The sequence below is a fragment of the Lacticaseibacillus porcinae genome, from assembly GCF_003946305.1.
Classification (GTDB): Bacteria; Bacillota; Bacilli; order Lactobacillales; family Lactobacillaceae; genus Lacticaseibacillus; species Lacticaseibacillus porcinae.
Genome location: NZ_RHNS01000001.1, coordinates 447204 through 467992, shown reverse-complemented (window position 1 = coordinate 467992; position 20789 = coordinate 447204). Strand labels below are relative to the sequence as shown.

At 45.8% G+C, this 20789-nt stretch carries 15 protein-coding genes; 8 read left to right on the top strand and 7 right to left on the bottom strand.

The window, feature by feature from the left end; all coding sequences use genetic code 11:
- From EKM92_RS02160 to EKM92_RS13540, 4 genes are all read left to right on the top strand, one after another.
- The gene (locus EKM92_RS02160) at positions 1-3063 is read left to right on the top strand and encodes a glycoside hydrolase family 3 C-terminal domain-containing protein (RefSeq protein ID WP_125707409.1); all 3063 of its coding nucleotides are present in this window, start codon (positions 1-3) and stop codon (positions 3061-3063) included.
- A gap of 213 nt (positions 3064-3276) precedes the next feature.
- Positions 3277-4656 (top strand): MFS transporter, encoded by a 1380-nt coding sequence (locus EKM92_RS02155; protein WP_225420698.1) that lies wholly within the window; start codon positions 3277-3279, stop codon positions 4654-4656.
- An 80-nt stretch (positions 4657-4736) separates the two neighbouring features.
- Entirely contained in the window at positions 4737-7445 is a 2709-nt protein-coding gene (locus tag EKM92_RS02150) for a coiled-coil domain-containing protein (RefSeq protein WP_125707405.1), read from the top strand.
- Between the two features lie 91 nt (positions 7446-7536).
- The gene (locus tag EKM92_RS13540) at positions 7537-7698 is read left to right on the top strand and encodes a hypothetical protein (protein WP_164509865.1); all 162 of its coding nucleotides are present in this window, start codon (positions 7537-7539) and stop codon (positions 7696-7698) included.
- 64 nt (positions 7699-7762) lie between these two features.
- On the opposite strand, the gene EKM92_RS02145 is transcribed toward EKM92_RS13540, so the two are convergent.
- From EKM92_RS02145 to EKM92_RS02115, 7 genes are all read right to left on the bottom strand, one after another.
- Positions 7763-8230, bottom strand: coding sequence for a flavodoxin (locus EKM92_RS02145; RefSeq protein ID WP_164509864.1), 468 nt, complete (start codon positions 8228-8230; stop codon positions 7763-7765).
- A gap of 111 nt (positions 8231-8341) precedes the next feature.
- Complete coding sequence (locus EKM92_RS02140) at positions 8342-8599, bottom strand: metal-sensitive transcriptional regulator (protein ID WP_125707401.1); 258 nt, start codon at positions 8597-8599, stop codon at positions 8342-8344.
- A 4-nt stretch (positions 8600-8603) separates the two neighbouring features.
- Complete coding sequence (locus tag EKM92_RS02135) at positions 8604-10262, bottom strand: FAD-dependent oxidoreductase (RefSeq protein WP_125707399.1); 1659 nt, start codon at positions 10260-10262, stop codon at positions 8604-8606.
- Positions 10259-10570, bottom strand: coding sequence for a rhodanese-like domain-containing protein (locus EKM92_RS02130; RefSeq protein WP_125707397.1), 312 nt, complete (start codon positions 10568-10570; stop codon positions 10259-10261). The genes EKM92_RS02135 and EKM92_RS02130 overlap by 4 nt, the downstream gene beginning before the upstream one ends.
- 2 nt (positions 10571-10572) lie before the next feature.
- Entirely contained in the window at positions 10573-10860 is a 288-nt protein-coding gene (locus EKM92_RS02125; RefSeq protein WP_125707395.1) for a rhodanese-like domain-containing protein, read from the bottom strand.
- A 76-nt stretch (positions 10861-10936) separates the two neighbouring features.
- Positions 10937-11617 carry a hypothetical protein gene (locus EKM92_RS02120; RefSeq protein WP_125707393.1) on the bottom strand — a complete coding sequence of 227 codons (681 nt, stop codon included), beginning with the start codon at positions 11615-11617 and terminating at the stop codon, positions 10937-10939.
- Between the two features lie 10 nt (positions 11618-11627).
- Positions 11628-12485, bottom strand: coding sequence for a hypothetical protein (locus tag EKM92_RS02115; RefSeq protein WP_125707391.1), 858 nt, complete (start codon positions 12483-12485; stop codon positions 11628-11630).
- A 956-nt stretch (positions 12486-13441) separates the two neighbouring features.
- Between EKM92_RS02115 and EKM92_RS02110 the strand changes: the two genes are divergently transcribed.
- Genes EKM92_RS02110 through EKM92_RS02095 form a run of 4 tightly spaced genes read left to right on the top strand, consistent with a single transcriptional unit; the run spans position 13442 to position 20747 of the window.
- Positions 13442-14917 (top strand): ATP-binding protein, encoded by a 1476-nt coding sequence (locus EKM92_RS02110; protein WP_125707389.1) that lies wholly within the window; start codon positions 13442-13444, stop codon positions 14915-14917.
- Entirely contained in the window at positions 14904-17780 is a 2877-nt protein-coding gene (locus EKM92_RS02105) for a Z1 domain-containing protein (RefSeq protein ID WP_125707387.1), read from the top strand. The genes EKM92_RS02110 and EKM92_RS02105 overlap by 14 nt, the downstream gene beginning before the upstream one ends.
- Positions 17780-18697: a PD-(D/E)XK motif protein gene (locus tag EKM92_RS02100; protein WP_125707385.1), complete on the top strand. Its 918-nt coding sequence runs from the start codon at positions 17780-17782 to the stop codon at positions 18695-18697. Before EKM92_RS02105 ends, EKM92_RS02100 begins: the two co-directional genes overlap by 1 nt.
- Positions 18678-20747 (top strand): AIPR family protein, encoded by a 2070-nt coding sequence (locus tag EKM92_RS02095; RefSeq protein WP_125707383.1) that lies wholly within the window; start codon positions 18678-18680, stop codon positions 20745-20747. Before EKM92_RS02100 ends, EKM92_RS02095 begins: the two co-directional genes overlap by 20 nt.
- The last annotated feature ends 42 nt before the right edge of the window (positions 20748-20789 follow it).

Below are 20789 nucleotides of genomic sequence, written 5' to 3'. Positions count from 1 at the left end.
ATGGCTTGGAAAAAGAAAGGGAAAAAGCGTCTAAAGATGCGCAATGGCTGGTTTATCGGCTTATGGACACCTTGGTTGGTCATTTTGACTGCTCTATTTGCAGTCGCCAGCGTGATGTTGTTCAGCAACTCCGGCATTATTGCCAGCTATATGGGCAGTGGTGCGCGTAAGGTCACCAATACGGAAAAAAGTAGTAAACTCAATGCGAACTATTATCCGCTGAAGACTACCAACACCACTACTGCACGGCAAAACGCTGAGCAAGTGGCACGCAAAGTTGGTGATGAAGGTGAAGTGCTTCTGAAAAATGATGGGGCGTTGCCACTTAAGAAAGCTTCTGAAGTGACGCCTTATGGTTATGCCTATACACATCCGGCATACACTGGGACGGGTGCGGCATCTGCCAGCACTGCTAACAACATCACACCTAATGCGGCTTTGAAGCAGTATTTCAATGTCAATCAAGCGGCTGTCAAAGCAATGAATAATGCCAAGGTCCAGAAGTTGACTGAGGCCAAAGGAACGAGCAAAGCGGTGGGTGCTGGGATTTTGTCCAACGACAGCACGATATATGGATATGATGCTGGTATTTATTCTGATATCAAGCGTAATGATCAATCAACCGCACTTGTATTTATCACTCGGCAAGGTAATGAAGGTGCCGATAAGAAGATGGATGGCTATAGCGACGGTACCCGTCACTATTTGGCATTATCGCAATCAGAAAAACAAACGATCCAAGCAGCTAAGGCCCAAAATAAAAAGGTCGTTGCAGTGATCGTATCTTCTAACGCTATGGAATTGACGCCTTTGATGCAAGGTGAGTATGAAGCAGACGCTATTGTCTGGATGGGCAACCCAGGGTCTCAAGGCTTCTTGTCCCTGGCTAAGATCTTATCAGGGGTTGTAGATCCATCGGGTCGCTTATCTGATACTTATGCGAGTGACTTTACCAAAGATCCAACATATCAAAATATGGGTGAATTTAATTATACAAACGTCACTCGGAAAAATATGTCTTCGTGGGACCCAATCCAAAAATTTCCTGCATATTACTTGGAATATCAAGAAGGCATTTATAGCGGATATCGTTACTACGAAACTGCCGCAAAAATGGACAAAAGCTTTACTTATGGTAGCTTAACTAATACCGGCGCTATCAAGCAAGCAGGTGCTGTTGCGTATCCATTCGGCTATGGTTTAAGCTACACCTCCTTTAATCAGCACATTGCCAAGTACAATGTCAAAAATGGAAAAGTACAAGTCGCAGTAAGCGTTCAGAATACTGGTAAACGGGCAGGTAAGGATGTTGTACAGCTTTATTACTCAGCACCGTATACCAAACTCGATCAAAAGTTACAAATCGAAAAATCTGATGTTAATCTGGCGGCCTTTTCAAAGACCAAGTCTCTGGCACCTGGTGAAACCCAAACACTGAAATTGAGTTATCCGATTGAAGACATGGCCTCATATGCTTATTTGATGAAAAATGATGATGGTAGTCGAGGCGCCTATATGTTAGATGCAGGGAACTATGGCATTTCTCTGCGGAATAATAGTCATGACGTGATTGATACGAAGACTTATCATCAGGACAAGACGATTTGGTATAACAACAAACATCCCCGTCAAAGCGAAAAAGATGCCCAAGTCGCAACTGGTATTAAAGCCTCAAAAGTTACCGCTGCGACAAATCAGTTCCAACAAGAAACTGACTATATGAGGAAATACTCCACCATCATGTCACGTACTGCTTGGGATAAGAGTTTTCCCAAGCAACAAGCTGGCCGTCAAAAAGCGGCGGGTGCTGATGTTGTTGCTGCGATTAAAGCATCAAGTACGTTCAACTATAAAACTGATCAAGAACTTGGTAACGTTAAAGGTAGCAAAGTCTACTCAAGCACTGCACCAAAATCTGGTGAAGATAACGATGTGACGTTATCAGATCTACGTGGTAAATCTTATAACGATCCTGAATGGGATAAATTGTTGAATCAAATCGATTACAGCAAAGACGCGAAGCAAATTTCTAAGATGTTGTTTGCCTCAGGTTATACGACTAGTAAGCTTAATGCCATTGGAAAGCCGACGACATGGGAACAAGATGGCGATACTGGTTTGAAATTCCGTAACTTACAAACCAGTTCTTGGATGAGCAAGCCTGTATTTGCTGCTACTTGGAATCAACCGTTGATTCGTAAAGTCGGGCAGGCAATTGGTCAAGAAGCTTTAACCGCTGGTTTAAGTGGCTGGTATGCACCTGGGATGAATATTCATCGTTCACCTTTTGCTGGCCGTAATCTTGAATACTTCTCTGAAGATCCAGTGTTAACTGGTAAAATGGCGGCATCTGAAATTGGCGGGGCAGGCGATGAAGGCTTATACACCTTCATCAAACATTTTGCTTTAAACGATGAAGAAACAAATCGACAGTACTTCTTGAATACTTGGGCTGATGAGCAGACGATGCGTGAAGTCTATTTGAAGGGCTTTGAAATTGCAGTTAAATCTGCGAAGATGCATGTGCGTTATACAACATCTGATGGTAAGTTGGCAACGAAGATAATGCCTGCTGCGACTGGGTTGATGACCACGCAGTCTTGTGTCGGCACCACGCCAGGGTATGCAAACTATGCCTTGCAGACAGCGGTACTTCGTAAAGAGTGGGGTTTCACAGGCACGACAATCACTGACCTGATTGGGATGAACCAAAACTTGATGGATCAAATGACCCGTGCAGGTGGGGATCTCTGGTTAATGATGAGTTTTATTGCGAACACCAAGCCTGCGGATACAACTAGCCCAACTGCACTGAAGATGCAACGGCGTGCGATTCACGACTTAGCATACACCACGGTCAATTCAGCGGTATTTAACGGAGTTGCCCCAGGTGCTAAAGTGCATTATGCCTTCGCATGGTGGCAATGGTTGATGATTGGTTTAGACTTCTTGGTCGCCGCGTTTGTCATCTTCATGATTTGGCACTTTGTTCGTCGGATTCAAGATGCTAAACAGAATCCTGAGCGTTACAAGCACAGCCGTCGTCGTGCGGCTCGCGCTTAACCTAGAATATGCTTCATTGGGGTCGGTAGTGAAAGGTACTGGCTCTTTTTTTCGACTTATGTCATCAGTACCAGAGAATGTAGACTCAATTAATTCGATTGCTCGATTAAAACAATAAATAGTGATGAAAAGAATTATGATACCGCGATGCTTCAAATTTGCCAGATCTCGCTTTCCGCCATATACTGTCCCTACCTTAGAGGAGGTGTCGTCATGACAGAAGCAAAGCGGTGGCTCGGCCTTGGGGTGTTGGGCATGTTTTTCTTTATGGTGGTGGTCGATGGAAGTATTGTGACGATCGCGGTGCCGACGATGGCGCGAGCGCTACAAGAAGGAACGGCGTCAGTAAATTTGGTGATCAGTGTGTATTTGATCACCATCAGTGCGTTGTTGTTGCCGTTTGGTCAACTCGGCGATCGCATTGGGCGCACGCGGTTATTTCAACTGGGAACTGCAGGTTTTGTGGTGGGGTCGTGGTTGGCAGGGGCGTTTGATGTATTGACTTGGGTGTTAGTTGGCCGCGTCGTGCAAGCTATTGGGGCGAGTATGACGATGGCAACGAGCTATGCGGTAGTGACAGACTTGTTTCCGCCGCAACAACTTGGTCGGGCATTTGGAATCGAAAGTATTTTTATTTCGCTAGGGGCGCTTGCAGGGCCGGGACTTGGCGGCTTGATTCTTGCGACTTGGGGCTGGCGGGAGATCTTTTGGTTGAATGTCCCGATCGGGGTGGTGTGTTTGATCATTTCCTTATGGGCATTGCCGAAGAATTCTCCGCAAGTGAAAAAAGCTGCGTTTGATTGGGGCGGCGCCATCGGTTTATTGGTGTTGGCCAGCGGCTTTTACGCGGTATCGACGACCACGCAGCCAGTGTGGTTACTGCGCGGCTTCTTGTTGTTGAGTGCAGGCGTGTATTTGTGGTTGCGGCATGAAAAAAAGCATTCAGCGCCGTTGCTTGATTTGAAATTGTTGACGCGAGGGACAGTGGGTGCACCATTGCTGGCGAGTTTTCTTAGTTTTATCGCGGCTTATGCCTTTGTGTTGCTGGGCCCAATATATTTGCAACTGGTTGTCAGCCTTGATAGTCGAGTAACTGGTCTCGTGTTGATGGCAGGGCCTGTTGTTGCGCTTGTGGCAAATCCATTAGCTGGTGTTTTCGTTGATCATTTTGGACAGTCGCGGTTGATGACGGCAGGGATGATCGTGATGTTGGTCGCGCAACTGGGAATGGTCGCAATGAATGGCGGCGGAGAACCTTGGTGGTTGATCGGTTGGTCGATTTTGTCAGTGATCGGCACTGCGTTGTTCACCACCGCTTCAAACACCCGGATCATGACTGGTGTCGACGCTGAACACCGCGGTGCGGTGGGGTCGGTGAATTCACTGGCGCGGGAGTTGGGGATGATGCTTGGGGTGAGCTTGTCGAGCGCGATTTACTATGCGGTGTTGTCCCATGAGGCAGGGCATGCAGTGGTGAGTGCGCTGCATCAATCGTTCCCTGCCTTGATCCTTGCCCAGCGTGGTGCGTATTTAGTTGCGGCAGAGTTGTTAGGAGTTGCGCTGTGGGTGTTGATGCGAAAGAAAGAGAAGTAATGTTACGATTAATTTCTACTGAATCCCGAGAAAGAAAGTGCTTTAATTAAAGTAATAATAAGATCATGGGGGATCTGGGGATGAAAGTAGGAATCGAGACAGCACTGGCGCTTGCTGCAGCAGGCTTATTGACAACTGGACAAAAAGTTGCCGCAGATGAGCAAGATTTTAGTTCACAACCAACAGTCACTGCAGTTGGGAATCAACTCTCAACAACTAACGAAGACACCACTGTCTCTGATTCAGTGGCTAGTGGGGTCACAGCACCTAAAGCGACAACGTCAGAACCGGCGGCCACGTTGACCGATGCGCCTGCATCTAATCACGATTCGACTGCACTATCATCAGAAGCTGGTGGGTCAGATCTTGATGAGAATCAATCAAGTACTAGTGGTGACTCGAGTGATACCGAACCAGCTGTACCCACTGACCCAACCATTCAACAACAGCTCCAAAGTGTTGTCTCCACTCAGTTACAAGCAGATGCAAGTGCACAAGTTGTCGCTCAGAGACAGTCCGAACTTGACGCAAAACAGACACAATATGATCAACATCAACAAGCGCTTGATACCAAAGCACAGGCGTACACACAGGCAGTCGATACCTATGCTACCGAAAAAGATAATTTTGAAGCGGCGCAAGCCAAGACGCAACAACTGGTTCAAGCCCACAATGAGCAAACCGCGCAATATCAATTGGAAGCAGATGCCTATAACGCGGCACAACAACCGAGTCAGCAATCCACTTTAGCAATTCAAATTGCGCAATATAATGCCAGTGAATCAACTTACCAACAAGCTTTAACGACATTTGCAACTGAACAAGCAAACTTTAAACAAGATCTGACCAGTTATCAACAAGCCCTGTCAACTTATGACCCTAAAAATACGACTGATGCAGAATCTTCGACATTGCAAACTCGCTACCAGCAATTAAAGACGACCCAACTACAATTACAGGCAACCGCAGCTGCAATCAAAGCGAGTCAAACACAATTTGCAAATTTATATGCGCAACTTCAAAAGGCAGTACAAAAAGACGCCCCCACCGCTTTTGACGCAACAAAATATGAGCAATTAAATGCAAAGCGCCAGGCGTTGTTAGCAGAAGCCAAGGAATTGATCGCCCGGCAAGCATCATCCGATCAAAACGCTGATCGCGCAAATGCGTTGTTGACGACTTATGATCTTTTGAATGAACAACGCGATCAACTGCAAGTTGTTGATGCGCAACTGACTCAAGAAGCGGATGTGCTTTACGATTCCACTGCGAAATTAAATGATGCTCAAGATCGTGCGGATGCTGATCAAGATGCTGCAGATGAAGCAAAAGAATATGCGCGTGATCATATTTCTAGTGCTATTGATGACTTCATCGCATCACTGAGTTCAAACCAAGAAAGCAATGCATCAGCTACCAAAACCCCAGATTCCATCGGCAACAACACCAAACACACTTTAACTGCCGTTGCTGGCTATCTTCATCGGACATTTGCAAAACCAGATACATTACAAGTGCTGACTTGCAATATCGAGATGCCGATGAATTTGGCGACGCGAATGACTGAAATTACAGATTTACCAAGTTTCACTGCACCACAGACATTTTCCGCTGATGATTTGTTGACGGCAGCGATTCTATTGCCAGATGCACCAACTAGTAAGACGGAGACTACTGTGACAAAGCCAGTTACGCGCATTGTTAACGTTTTGGACGCAGATAGTGGCGCCGCAGTTTTTGCCATTACAATCAACGCTGATGATGTCGCGTTGACATTACCAGCTGGCTATCAATTGGCGAGTCGCCAAATTAGTGATGTTCATGCTGATGCTGCCAACGTGACAGTGCGATCTGCGGCAGGCAGCACGGTGGTTTACGTTCAAAAGGACGCGGTCGTTCAAAGTCAAACTTCTCAACCCCATTCCAAGCAGTCGCCGACAGGAACTCAAACCCATGAAAAGGGAGACAGTGTTGTTGCAGCTGATCACCGTCAAAAAGTGACTAAAGTCGGACCAGCACTTAGCGTCAATGCATCCCATTACTATGATAATCGCACTCCTCAAGTAGACGAAGTAATCAAGTCAGCCCCTGCAGTCAGCGTGAGCGCTTCTGAATATTATGATCACCGCGGGACCATCACCAAAGTGGGACCAGCGCTTAGCGTGAGTGCATCAGAGTACTATGATCATCGTGCACCTGAAGAAACTGAAGTGAGTCAGACAGTTCCTACAGTCAGCGTCGGGGCGTCTGATGACGATGATGGCAACGGGACCGTCACCAAAGTGGGACCAGCACTTAGCGTGAGCGCGTCAGATTACTATGACAATCGCGAACCTGAAAAAGCCGAAGTGACCCAGACAGTTCCTACATTCCGCGTCGGCGCGTCTGATGACGATGAATCCAGCGAGACCATCACCAAAGTTGGACCTGCACTTAGCGTGAGTGCACCTGATTACGATGATCATCGACAAACGGCAAAGATTGCTGATGCAGACGCAACTGTAATCGATAAAGGGGCAAAGTCGTCGATCGTATCCGCGGTGGAAACCCAAACGCACAACCATTCTCAACGACGACCAATTCAGTTATCGACAGCTCGAATCATTAATGAAACAACGCCATCAAGCTCAACACCAGCGGATGTTCATTTTGCACAAGCCACGACCCACCGGTATCAAACTCGATATCCTCGCACTGGAGAGCGACAAACAACGATCTTGACGACGTTAGGGATCGGTTTGCTTTCAGCAATGATGGGAATCAGTGAAATCCGGCGTCGGAGCCGTTGATCGTTAACAACTGCTAGGAACTGGTTGATGTCGCGAAAGTCGCAGTGAGCTGGCCTGACATGATATGATAAAAGTAAATGGAGGGCCACATATGAAAAACCTACAAGCAGGCGGCTTCCTGTTTATCGGCGGCGCCATCATCATGACCACCACGCAGTTCGGACGCATCGTCCCAATAGTTGGCGCAGTTTGCGCGTTAGTCGGGGTCGGGAGTTTACTCTATTATTTATTTAGCGACAACGGCAAATATTAAAAAACCAATCGCCACGGTTCAGAAAAATTTCTGAATTGCGGCGATTTCCTTTTTGATCAGTGATTTAATTGAATTGTTCAAGCCAGCGTTGCAATTGCGCCGAAGCCACGCGCGGATGAGCGGAATCAAGCCCTGGTGCGACAAGATGGGCACCGGCTACGCGTTTAAAATCCGCTTCGTAATTGCCGGCGTCACCTGCATCTGTATAAAACGGCGCCAATACCGCTGGTGAATCAGGCAACGCCGCCAAAAAACTCAGCACCGGCGTCGATAATGCCCCAGACCACACCGGACCGCCAACTAAGATGACGTCATACTGCGCGACATCTGGAAGTGGCTCCGTCAACGTCGGCAATTGTCCGCTTTGGCGTTGGGCCTTTGCCTGATCTGAAGTTTCGTACATGTCAGTGGAGAATGTTCCTGCTGGGACGTCGATCTTGTAAGTCTCTGCTTGCGTGAAGGCTTGCAGTTGCGCGGCTAGTGCGCTGGTGTGACCAGACCATGAGTAATAAGCAATTAAAATTTTTTTCACGCGATGACCTCCAATTCTCTCTTTCAGTATAGAACCTTGGAGTCGCTCGAAGGCAAGCACAAAATAAACATATCGGCCTCACCCGACAAACTTCAGGTGAGGCCGATATGTTTATTTTCGCACGATCAACTTGATCGCTTGATCGATTTTTTCATCTTGTGATTCTGGGTCGCCTTTGATCAAGCAGTCTTTCAAGTTCTCAGCGACGATCACGCCGATCAACTTGTCGAGGCTTGACCGCACCGCAGTTAATTGGGTGACGACATCTGAACAGTCGGCTTCTGCGTCCATCATTCGCATGACGCCTTGCAGTTGGCCGTCAGCGCGTTTGAGGCGATTGGCCATCGCTTTGTCATAATGTAAAGTCATTGAATTACTCCTGAGTGATCAAATTAGGTAATACTGGTGCCGCTAAGCTGATGGCACCGTCGAGGTTTTCAACGGTGAAGCCGTGGCCGCGAAGCAATCGTTCAGCGTTGTAGCTGCGCAAGCCAGATTGACAGCTGACGATGTAAGGCTTGCTAGGATCAAGTTCGTCGAGGCGGTCGCGGAGTTCGTCAAGGGGAATATTCACCGCACCTTCAAAATGCCCGCCAGCAAATTCGTCGCGGTCGCGGACATCCAGAAGCGTTTTGCCTGAACGCAAGGCTTTTGGCAAGTCCGACCATTGAATCGTGTCCGACAAGCCTAACACCACGTTGCTTGCCACATAGCCTAACATATTCACCGGATCTTTGGCAACGCCGAATGGTGGGGCGTATGAGAGTTCGAGCTCTTGCAAGTCAAATACCGTCATGTGGGCTTTGATCGCAGTGGCGAGGACGTCGATACGCTTGTCCACGCCGCGAGGACCGACTGCTTGAGCACCATACAAGGCGCCAGTTTTACTGTTGAAAATGAGCTTCAAGTTCATCCCGACTGCATCTGGATAATAAGCGGCGTGATCTTTGCCGATGGTGTGGACGACCTTGAAATCAAGGTTTGCCGCACGAGCTTGCGATTCGTTGAGCCCAGTCGTCGCTGCCACTTGATCAAACACGCGGACGATTGCTGTGCCGATGCCGCCACGGTTCATTGCGGGAACGCCGGATAAAATGTCGGCGACTTGGCGGCCTTGGCGGTTGGCAGGACTGGCTAAAGAAATTTGTGCAGATTCATGGGTGAGTTGATTTTGCACCGCGATGGCATCACCAACAGCGTAAATGTCTGGTGCACTGGTTTGATAGTGGTCGTCAACGGCGATGCCACCAGTGTGTGGGTCAAGTTGTAACCCTGCAGCTTTTGCGAGCGTGGTTTCAGGTTTGACGCCGACGCTCATGAGGATGAGATCGGCAGAAAGCGTCGTGCCATCTTGCAAGGTAACGTTGTGATCGCCGATCGCATTGACTGCCGCGCCTAAGTGTAAGTCAACGCCGTGATTTTGGAGTGCTTGCGTCAACGCTGGGGCCATTTCTTCATCTAAGGCGGGTAACACATGCGATTGCGCATCGACTAATGCTACTTTGAGTCCGCGTTGGGTGAGGCTTTCCGTCATTTCCAAACCGATGGCACCAGCACCGATCACCACAGCGGTTTGTGGTTGATGGGCATTGATAAATTGTTCGATCGCATCCATATCGGGAATATTCCGCAAAGTGAACACATTGTCTGCGGCATCAAGTCCGGGGATCGGTGGGACCACAGGACGCGCACCAGGTGCTAAGATCAAGGCGTCATAAGTTTCCGTATATTCAACACCAGCATTTGGTTGGACGGTGATGGTTTTCTGCTGCGAGTCGATGGCAACGACTTCTGAGTTTTCGCGGACATCTAAGTTGAAGCGGGCTTTAAGTTTTGCTGGGGTTTGCACCAACAAGTCGTCGCGGTTTTCGATTTCGCCGCCGAGATAATAAGGCAAGCCACAGTTGGCAAATGAGACATGCGGACCACGTTCGAAGACAATGATCTCAGCGTTTTCTTGCAATCGGCGTAATCGGGTCGCCGCAGACATCCCAGCGGCGACGCCACCGACGATCAAATATTTTTTACTCATGCGCGCACCATTCCTTTCCACGCCATCATACCACCAGAGACGTTAGTGACGTCAGCGCCTTGGCGATGCAAAATTTTGTAGGCTTGCTTAGAGCGGGCACCTGACTGACAAATCACAAATAGGTGCGTGTTCGCTGGTGGGGTGTAACTGCTGATCCGTCGCAGCGGCACGTTCTTCGCTTGGGCGATATGCCCCGCCCGGTATTCTGCCGGTTCGCGGACGTCGAGCAACAAGTTATGGCGATCGCGCAATTTCAAGCGCAATTGTTGTGGCGTGATCGACTGCACTTTCGAAAATAATCCAAACATGACTACACCGCCAAGGCTTCTGGCCAAGCACTCGTGCCGCCGAGAATGTTGGTGACGTGTTGGCCGTTCGCATTCAAAAATTCCGTTGCCATCGCTGAACGTGAGCCAGTTTGGCAGATCAAGTAAGCACCGTCAGGAATTTCTTGATGGCGAGCGACAAGTTCAGATAATGGAACATTGATCGCACCTGGCACATGACCGGAGGCAAATTCATCGGCTTCGCGGACATCGACGATCACAGTTTGGTCAGTGCGTTGGGTGAGTATGGTGGATGGATCGATATTAGACATTTTGTATTGGACTCCTTTGTTGTAAAATAAATACCCCTATAGGTATAATATATACGGGTAGGGGTATATAGTCAAATTATGCTTTTGTCTTGTCGAGCCACTTTTGCCAATAGTCATCGATCGAGCCGTTATCTAAGTGAATCACTTCTAGCGGGCCGTCATCTTGCGGCGTGGCACTACCTTCTACGCTGAAGGTGTCGATGTCCTCAAACCACAACAGCAATTGACTGGTTTTGACGACGGCCCACCGCGCTGCCAGCAAGTGGTTGACCTCGTCGCGAAGTTTTTTCATTTTGAGTGGGGGCTGGTTCACGGGACCAAAGACTTCAAGTTGAATGCGGTCATACATCGTCGGCATGGGGATGCGGTCAGCCAGATAGTCCTTGATCGTTGCTTCCAAAGCCGCGCGATGATCTTTGTAGCCATAGTGGTTGATCCACTTCCGCAAGGCGCCAAGAATGCGCGTATTGAGCTTCTTGAGTCCTTGGTCGAAGGCGTCGCGCTCACTTTCAGGGACGACGCGCCGTACCAGTACTGGACCATCGACCTCGACGGCGGTGCCGATGTCCATGTCGGTGAAAAAAATTTGTTCAAAAGGCAGCGCTGCGATCGTTGGGTTGTCGTTAGGATCTTGCGTCCATTCAATGTCTTCATCTTTGATCGCCACTTTCATAATGCGGCGGACTTGCGAGTTGGTGCCAGCGACGACCACCACAGCGTCAACGCCGATGATCGTGCCTGTGATCTCTCCTTGCATGGTTGTCCTCCTATAAATGGTATTGTTTCAGTTGCGACGGCTCCCACACTGGTTGGTTGCGTTCGCGTTTGGTCGCCAACCACTTGGGATCATAAAATGGTAGGTCAAGTTGTTGGAAGAGTTGCTTGGTGACTTGGACTTGATCAAATTGTTGTTTGAGATAACCTGGTTCATCGCGGCGTTCGTAGTCGTTGTCGTCGTATTTCATCGCGGTGTCGCGAGCGTCGCCGAATTGGAAGTTCTCGACGCGCTGAACGTCTCGGAACAGATAAACTGGCGGTAAACGCTCGTCGAGGCTACGGTCGAACTTTGCCGAAAGGGCCCATGCATTTCGGACGATGATTGTGGTGCGTTGGCTGAGGCGTGGACCCAAGGCAGAGAAAGCCTTTGTGAATCGGGTCAAAACCATCTCTAAAGTGAGCTTACCTTCCAGATAATCGTCAATATTTCCCAATAGGCGATGCAAAATCTGTGGCCAAGCTTTGACTTTGATATGGTGTTCATGCTCCAGCCAATGCCTTAAGTGATGTCCCAACGTCTTGCGCTGTTGAAATTGCAAATTCATCGCAAAATCGCGATCGCGTGGAGAACCAATCAAATGTACTTTGACTAACACGCCATTGAATAGAATCGGCCTGCCGTAACCCAAGTGCAACTGGGTGCGGAGAAATTCTTGATTATATTCGGCAAAAACAGTTTGTGGCGGCCAATCAAGCGACTCGTTCTTACCGACTCGAGCAAAATTAGTCCCACCAACGACTACGGCATCGATAGTGATTACCGAGCTGTCGGGCAACAAAAAGTCCCCAGTCAGACTATCGGCTACCACGCCGCGGACTCTGATCCGACGTCGACTCTGCATTTCCATGAGCTTCACCTCCTATTGCGCATTATGCAATCGAATTAACAATCTGCCAAATTTGAAGCAATGAAAAAATAATTTTGGCGTGTCAGCGGAAAAAAACTGATTCAAAGTACTTGACAATAGTTTATGAAGGCGTTACCATGATTTGGAATTCAAGGAGGAAGGGGCGACTTAGCGCAGGTCGTCAGTAGTACTTCGCAACGAGGGGCAGTTCCTCGCAAACTGAGTGAGACTGATCCGCAGCGGCTTAGGCCGTTGGATCTCTAGCTTCAAAAGTGCCGGCACCTAAGGGCCCAGTCGGGTTCAGTTAGATCACACCGGATCGATTTCCCCATGGTGACATGGGAAACTTGTGGCGCCTGTGGACGAAAGGCAATGCAGAGCTGAGTAAGCCTTGAAGTGGTTTTGGGCCAATCCCCCAAAGTTGCGCAGAGCCGTCACTTGGTAATATGTTTGGTCACTGCACTGACGTAATTGGATATTGTTGGCATAAAAGCCAGAAGCCCACGAAATGGGAGACTGTTTCGTGGGCTTTGCGTGCAATTGGCTATGATTAATTACGAAATTCGTCAATCCTCTGCAGTATTTTGTCGAGGATTTATGGAATCAGGACTTTACTAGATTTTGAATATAGAAATATTTTAAGGTCAGGGCCAATTTACTGAAAAAATCACAGTGAATATCGATTATCAGTATGAAAAAAATTATCAAAAAAACTCAAAGGTTACGGATGGATTAGAGGTTGATATGTTTCGAAAATCCCTATTTTGTGATATTCTTAGTAGAATATATTATTCACATCAAGACCGGTAACACATTCATTGTTCATATCATATGTTTGAAAAGTAATATTTTTATAGTTTTTATCCAGTCTTTGTGCTAGGCTGAGCCGATATCATATCTGTAGATGTTGGCTAATATATCCTTTATTAATCAATAATTCACCCGGGAGAATAAACATGAGACAGAAAAATTTGCCTCCAAATGCTGCAAACCTGATCGAATCAACTCGATCGATTGGATATTCTTTTGAAATGGCGCTTGCCGATATAATCGATAACTCTATTAGCAATGGAGCGAGAAATGTTAGTATCCAATTTTCCTTGGAAGATGCGCCAGAGAACGCTTATGTTTCTGTGTTAGACGACGGCGTTGGGATGAACTCAGATGCGCTTGCCTCAGCGATGCGGTATGGCAGCAGTGATGTGCACGCGGAAAGAGATCATAACGATTTGGGACGTTTTGGATTGGGATTAAAAATGGCATCAATGTCTCAGTGCCGACAGTTGACCGTGGTTTCAAAACAACATGGGGAATTAACGGCTGCACAGTGGGATTTAGATCACATTCATCAAACTCAAGAGTGGTCCTTGCAGCTTTATAGTGCTGATGAGATTTCGCAATTCCCAGGTGTCGCGGCGCTTAAAGAACGGGTTCAGGGTACGTTGATCCTTTGGATGAAGTTAGATCAGATCAGTGACTCGCCAGAATCCTTTTCAAATGAATTTGCTCGGAAAATGGATTATGCGAGTCAACATTTAGCGCTGGTCTTTCATCGGTATTTGGAGACGATGAGTGTTGAAAAAAGACTGACGATTTCAATGAATGGTCGTGAGCTCAAACCTATTGATCCTTTCCTGCGGTCAAATTCATTTACACAAGTTCTGGAGGAACAAGCGCTCCTTGTTGATCGGAAAGTGGTTAAAATCACACCGTTTATCATGCCCTTTGCCAGTAACATGTCTGTTCAGGAACGTAATGAGGCAGATAGTCTCAAAGGTCTTGGGCTCAACCAAGGACTTTATATATATCGAAATCACCGACTTATTGTTTGGGGAAAGTGGTTCCGATTGATTCGAGATTCTGAATTACGACGTTTGGCAAGGGTTCAAATAGATTTGCCGAATAGTTTGGATGATTATTGGAAAATTGATGTTAAAAAATCTACGGCTCAAGTTCCGGCGCAGCTGCGAGAACGCATCAAACAGATTGTGATTAAAGCGGTCGGTAAAAGTGAACGAGTGTATAGCTATCGTGGCCGAAAACTAGAAACCTCTTCTTTTGATGATATTTGGGAGAAAATCGATAATCGTGGTAATGAGTCGTATCTCATAGATCGGGGCTTTCCAGTCGTTAGCGCGTTTCGTGATGGGTTGAATGATTCGCAAGCACGAATGTTTGAAGGTGTCCTCAAAATAATTGAAGAAGGATTTCCATTTATGTCCGTATATTATGATGTCGCTAACGATCATAAGCTTGAGTCTACGCCGATTGAAGACGAACGAGCTTACGAGTTGGCAAAACAAACGATATCGGCACTTGCAACGACATTGGGAAGTACGCAAGATGCATATCGTGCACTCATGAAAACGGAATGGATTCAAAAAAACTCAAAAGTAAAAAAGATGTTGGGGGAAGATTATGCTGGAGATTAATGAAGAAGGTATCGAATGGCTGGAGCATAATGCCAAATCGCTGGTTGAAGAGGTTGCCAAGAAGAGTCCACAAGGCATTCCGGACGGCAAGATAGAGATCATTGTTCGTCAAATGATACCTCTATGGAAGTGTGATCATGAATCCGAAATTTCTGACAACGATGTTCAACGTGTTGTGTCATTTTTCGAGACGAAGTATAAGGTAACAATGCACGACGGGACAATGTTTGAAGATAAGTCGCGCGCAGATAAGAAATGGTATTTTAATTCTATTTCTGAGCGCGGTTCTGTACATTGGGATGGTTATCAAGAATACCTTAGCGAGGATGCGGGGTTACCGGATCGTGTCATTAAAAAAATTGAATTCGCATCCAATCAAATAATGGATGTTCTCGGAGATCCGCTTTCAGGGAGTCCTTTTCAACGAAAAGGATTGGTCATTGGCTCTGTTCAATCAGGGAAAACCTCAAATTATATTGCTTTGATGAATAAGGCCGCAGATGCTGGATATCGCGTAGTAATTGTTTTAACAGGCATGATTGAGAAACTTCGAAAACAAACACAAACGCGAATTGATGAGGGCTTTGTCGGTGCGGATAGTCGTGAGATAACCGTAAATAGTAAAAACACAAATCATACAAATCGAATTGGTGTAGGACTCAAGCATCCAGATATGTCATTAGCCTTTTCAGTTACATCCACGACTCAAGACTTTAAGCCTAACGTTAATGTGCGAATTAATGGTCTTGCTAAAGGTAATGTTGTAGTATTCACGGTAAAAAAGAATACGTCTGTTTTACGACGACTGCACAAATGGCTTCAAGACAAGAATACGTCGAATGGTGGTATGATCGACGAACCTTTATTATTAATTGATGATGAAGCGGATAACGCATCGATTAATACAAAGGATCCTGAAGAAAAGGATCCTACGGCAATCAATCAGTGTATTCGAAATCTACTGAAGCTTTTTACAAAGTATAGCTACGTTGGCTTCACTGCGACACCGTTTGCTAATATATTCATTGACCCTCATTTTGATGATCCGGAAACAAATGATCTCTTTCCAAAAGATTTTATTTATCTTTTAGACCAACCCTCCAATTATATTGGTCCCTCGGAGGTCTATCAACCAACGGGGAAGAACCATTATTTTGTGCGATACAATGACGATATGGAGGCAATTCTACCACTTAAGCATAAGAAGGAAACTAGCTTTTCAGTTTTGCCAGAATCATTAAAGCGAGCTATTATGCTCTTCCTGCTTGCCAATGCAGTTCGAGATCTGCGAGGTCAAAAGCATAAACACCGCTCGATGCTTATTCATGTATCGCGATTTATTGATGTCCAAAAGCAAGTTCAAGAGGTGGTTTCTGATTACGTCAGAAGACTCCAAACTGAGGTCAAATTATATGGACTCAACTCACAAGAAAACGGTCTGATTGCCAAAATGCATAAATTATTTACCGAGGAATATAAGAACAGTCAAATAACTGTGGATCATTGTAAATTTGATGCAACTGTAATCCCAGAAGCGTGGGAAGATGTTAAGGCCGTATTATTTGAAGCAATTGCGCCAATTCAGGTTTATACGGTCAATAGCTCATCAGCGAGCCAACGTTTAAATTACGATGATAATCCACAGGGATTGCGAATTATTGCAGTTGGTGGCCTTAGTTTGGCGCGAGGCTTGACCCTTGAAGGTTTGACAACCAGCTACTTCTATCGAAACACAAAAATGTATGACACGTTGATGCAAATGGGTCGTTGGTTTGGTTATCGAGATGGATATGCCGATTTGTGTCGACTCTGGACTTCGCGAGAGTCTGCTGACTGGTACCGGCATATTTCTGTCGCTACGGAAGAATTGCGGCGAGAGATCCGGAAGATGTCGAGGCAGAACCGAAAACCAATTGATTTTGGATTACGGGTAAGATCCGCTGAGGATACCCCATTGATTGTTACCGCTCGTAACAAGATGAAAGCAACTGATACGATTCGTATGACGCGTCAACTTAATGGCCAAACGATTGAAACGCCTGTGATTAGTTCCGATTTTCAAACGGTAGATGCTAACATGCGCATTGTAGTGGAATGGTTGAAGGAAATAGAGCAATACCGAGCGCAGGACGTAGGAACACTTGCGCTACCCAAGAAGCCAACGTTTTTGGCAGTGCCGAAGAAGATGATTATGAACGTGGTTGAGCGACTTAACTTTCCACAGATTAGTGAACTTTCAGAAGATAGTTCTGTCGTCAAGGAAATTGATGCAAGCAATAACCCACTGTTGCAAACTTGGGATGTTGTGGTGGCAACGAAAAAAATATCTGATGATAATTCTCGACAGTTTGGCTCGTTGACAATTCAACCGCATGAACGTTCTTTTACTGTGTATGGATCAGATTCGAACATTCGTTTGTCTGGTAATAGCAGTCGTTTAGGTACTCGGGAATATGGTAAAGGCGGTCTTAGCGAGAAGACTGCAATGAAGATCGAAGAAAGTATCAAATTGAATGCAGGACTGAACGCCTTAGGCAAGAAGAATGTCATTAACGAAAATAGTTACTTTGGAACTGGTATTACGCGTCGCCCGTTACTCGTCATTTACCCAATTAAGTTAAAGAAATCGAAGAATCAGAATGAGCAAGTGGATGAGATTGCAGAATCATTTGATAAGGCAAGCTTGCTGGATATTGGTATTAGTTTGGGTGTTCCAGATATCGAAGGTATGCAGACACTAAAATATACCTATGTAACCAATGCAGTGTTTAATCGAGCTTTAATTGAAGGAACTGATGATCAGTCTGCTTGGGCAGAACCTGACGACGAAGACGAAAATGAATTAGAAGAGAGTGACAATTGATGGATGGGACACAAAATCAGTACTTGCGATTAAAAAATACTGAGACGTTCGCAATTTACACCGGTTCAGACATCCAATCTAGGAAAAGCCTTTACGTGAAACTAGTAAAGAAGCCCAGAAAAATTCGATCAAGTAAGTATATTGAAGCACAACTGGTGCAACGAGAGGATAAAAGATTTGGTTTGACAGTTTCTCTTTGTGATGAAAGTTATCGAGGAGTTTTTGATGCTTTTGTGCAGGATCTTTTGGATGCCATTCAACTTGAAGACAACGAGCTGTTGGCCGAAGAAAAATTTTTGAAACGCCTCGACCTGTGGTGGTCGCTCTTTGCGCGTCGGGTTGAATCGGTTCTTTCCTTCGAGCGGATCTTTGGCTTGATGGGCGAATTAATTTTTTTAAAAGACTATATCATTCCCAAATATGGTGCCGAGTATGGTTTAAAAGGGTGGACTGGGCCATTGGGTGCAGACCAAGATTTTTCGTTAGGGAAGACTTGGTATGAAGTAAAAACAAAGTCGATTGATAAGCCATCCATCCACATTAGCAACGCCAGTCAGTTAACTGAAGAGGGGGATGGTTATCTTATCGTAAACAGTTATTCAAAAACAAGTGCCTCGAGTGACAACGGCACCAACATAATGAAACTGTACGATGAATTGTGTCGGCGCCTTGTACTTCCCGAGTTAATTGCACTGTTTAACAAACAATTAGCGATGGCTGGTTTTGTGCCAAAGGAACAATATGAAGAAACGATAATTGAGTTCAAACGCACAGATTTTTATGCAGTTAACAACGACTTTCCAATGATTAAGACTGCCGACAACCAGCCGGCAATTTCACGCATTGAATATGACCTTGCTGTCAATGCGTTATCAATGTATAAGGTGGATGATATCAATGAGCAGTTATCGCGATGATTTAATCAGTAATGTTGTGTCGGTTGCGGAGGCTGAGAAAACTACTGATCGAGAAGCGTTTTTCCAAATTTATACTGAGAAACTAGAAGAATCTGAAATTATAGAGGACCCTATTTATCTTCATTTCATGGGGAATGGACGCCATAACCGCGCCGTTCAGCTGGACGGTTATGCATACAATGAACTCGATCGAAAGCTAAGCTTGTTCGTGATTCCAAGTATTTCTTACTTCGAAGAAATCACTCTTGGAAAATCGGATGCTGAGATGTATCTGAAGCGTGGGCAAAATTTTTATTTTGACGCCGACAAAATTATTGAAAATTCTGAAGAAAGCAGTGATGGTTACGGATTAGCGTTCGATATTGTGCACAAAAAGCTCGTAATTGAAACGGTTGAAGTATTAGTCCTCACTGACTACAACAAAAGTCAAGCACTGCGGTCCATTCCTAGCGAGACTGTTAATGGGATTCGCTGTGAATACGGAGTTTTTGATCTTTCTCGAATTCAACTGATGGATCAATCAGTGAACGGCAAGGAACCGATCTTAATAGACTTAGCTAAAGACTTCCAAGCTGAGGGGATACCGGCTCTGAAGGCATCCGAAACAGATGATTATAGTGCGTATCTATGCAATGTTCCCGGAGAATTATTAGTTCGCATCTACGATAAATACCAATCTCGACTATTGGAAGGAAATGTTCGTTCTTTTCTTCAAGCTCGCGGTAAAGTAAACAAGGGAATTCGCACCACTATTTTGAATAGTCCCGAAATGTTTTTTGCGTATAATAACGGAATTACCGCAACGGCGGAAGAGATGTCCACGAAGATGACGCCCCATGGTTTGGTCATAACTGGATTCAAGTCACTTCAAATCGTCAATGGCGGTCAAACAACGGTTTCTCTAGCAAGTGCATGGACGAATGATGTAGCGCGAGGTTCACACGTACAGATTTCAAAGATATTTGTTCCAATGAAGATTTCTGTTGTTAGTTCGGATCGCGCGGAATCGCTTATTCCAGACATTTCGCGCTATGCGAATAGTCAAAACAAGGTCAGCGATGCTGACTTGGCTTCAAATCACCAGTTCCATCAAGAGTTGGAACTTCTATCCAGACGAATTTTAGCGCCAGCGTTAGGCGATCAGCAACATGGGACGTATTGGTATTACGAAAGAGCGAATGGGCAGTATCGACAGGCAACTTATAAGGCTACCGCAACAGTGAAAAAACAATTTGAGTTGATGAATCCTCGAAACCAAATGTTCAAGAAGGTGGAACTTGCCAAGTATTACAATATCTATCGGATGTTACCGCATACGGCCAGTTTGGGTGCTGCGAAAAGTTTCAAGAACTTTACCGACTGGATGCTGAAACAATGGGACAAAAATCCGCATTTTGTTAATGAGGAATTTTATAAGAAGGTTGTCGCGTTAACAATTCTGTTCAGACGTGCGGACACTATTGTTCGTAGCGCCGATTGGTATACTTCATATAAAGCGAATATTGTTGCATATACACTTGCTGCAATATTCAAACAGGTCGAAGTTCGGCACATTAGTAAAGTCATTGATTTCGAAAAAATTTGGAAAGAGCAATCAATTTCGGTAGCGTGGCGCGAACAAATTGCGACTGTTGCTCCTTTAATGTATCGCAGTCTCACCGATCCTGACCGAGGTGTGGAGAACGTAACCGAATGGGCAAAGCGTGAGCAGGCTTGGAAGATCGCGCAAATGGTACCCTTTGATTTGAATCCAAGATTTATTGAAGAATTGGTGTCTCGCTCTTATGTGGAGACGCAGGAACAAAGTGCCGTCAAACAAAAAAAACAGGATGATGACATGAATGCACTGATTGAGGTTTATCAGCTTGGGTCGGGTTTCTGGAAAGAAGTCTTCGAATATGGGCAGCGTGAGAAAATTTGGACGATGAAAGATATGAGCTTCTTGAAACTTGCGATGAATCTTGAATCGGTGAAGGAAATCACCGATCGACAAGCGAAAGTTATCATGATGCTGTTGGAAAAGGCCCGTGAAAATAGTTTTCCAAAGTAATATGCGTTAGCAAGAAAGAATATTTTCACGAACGTACATTCG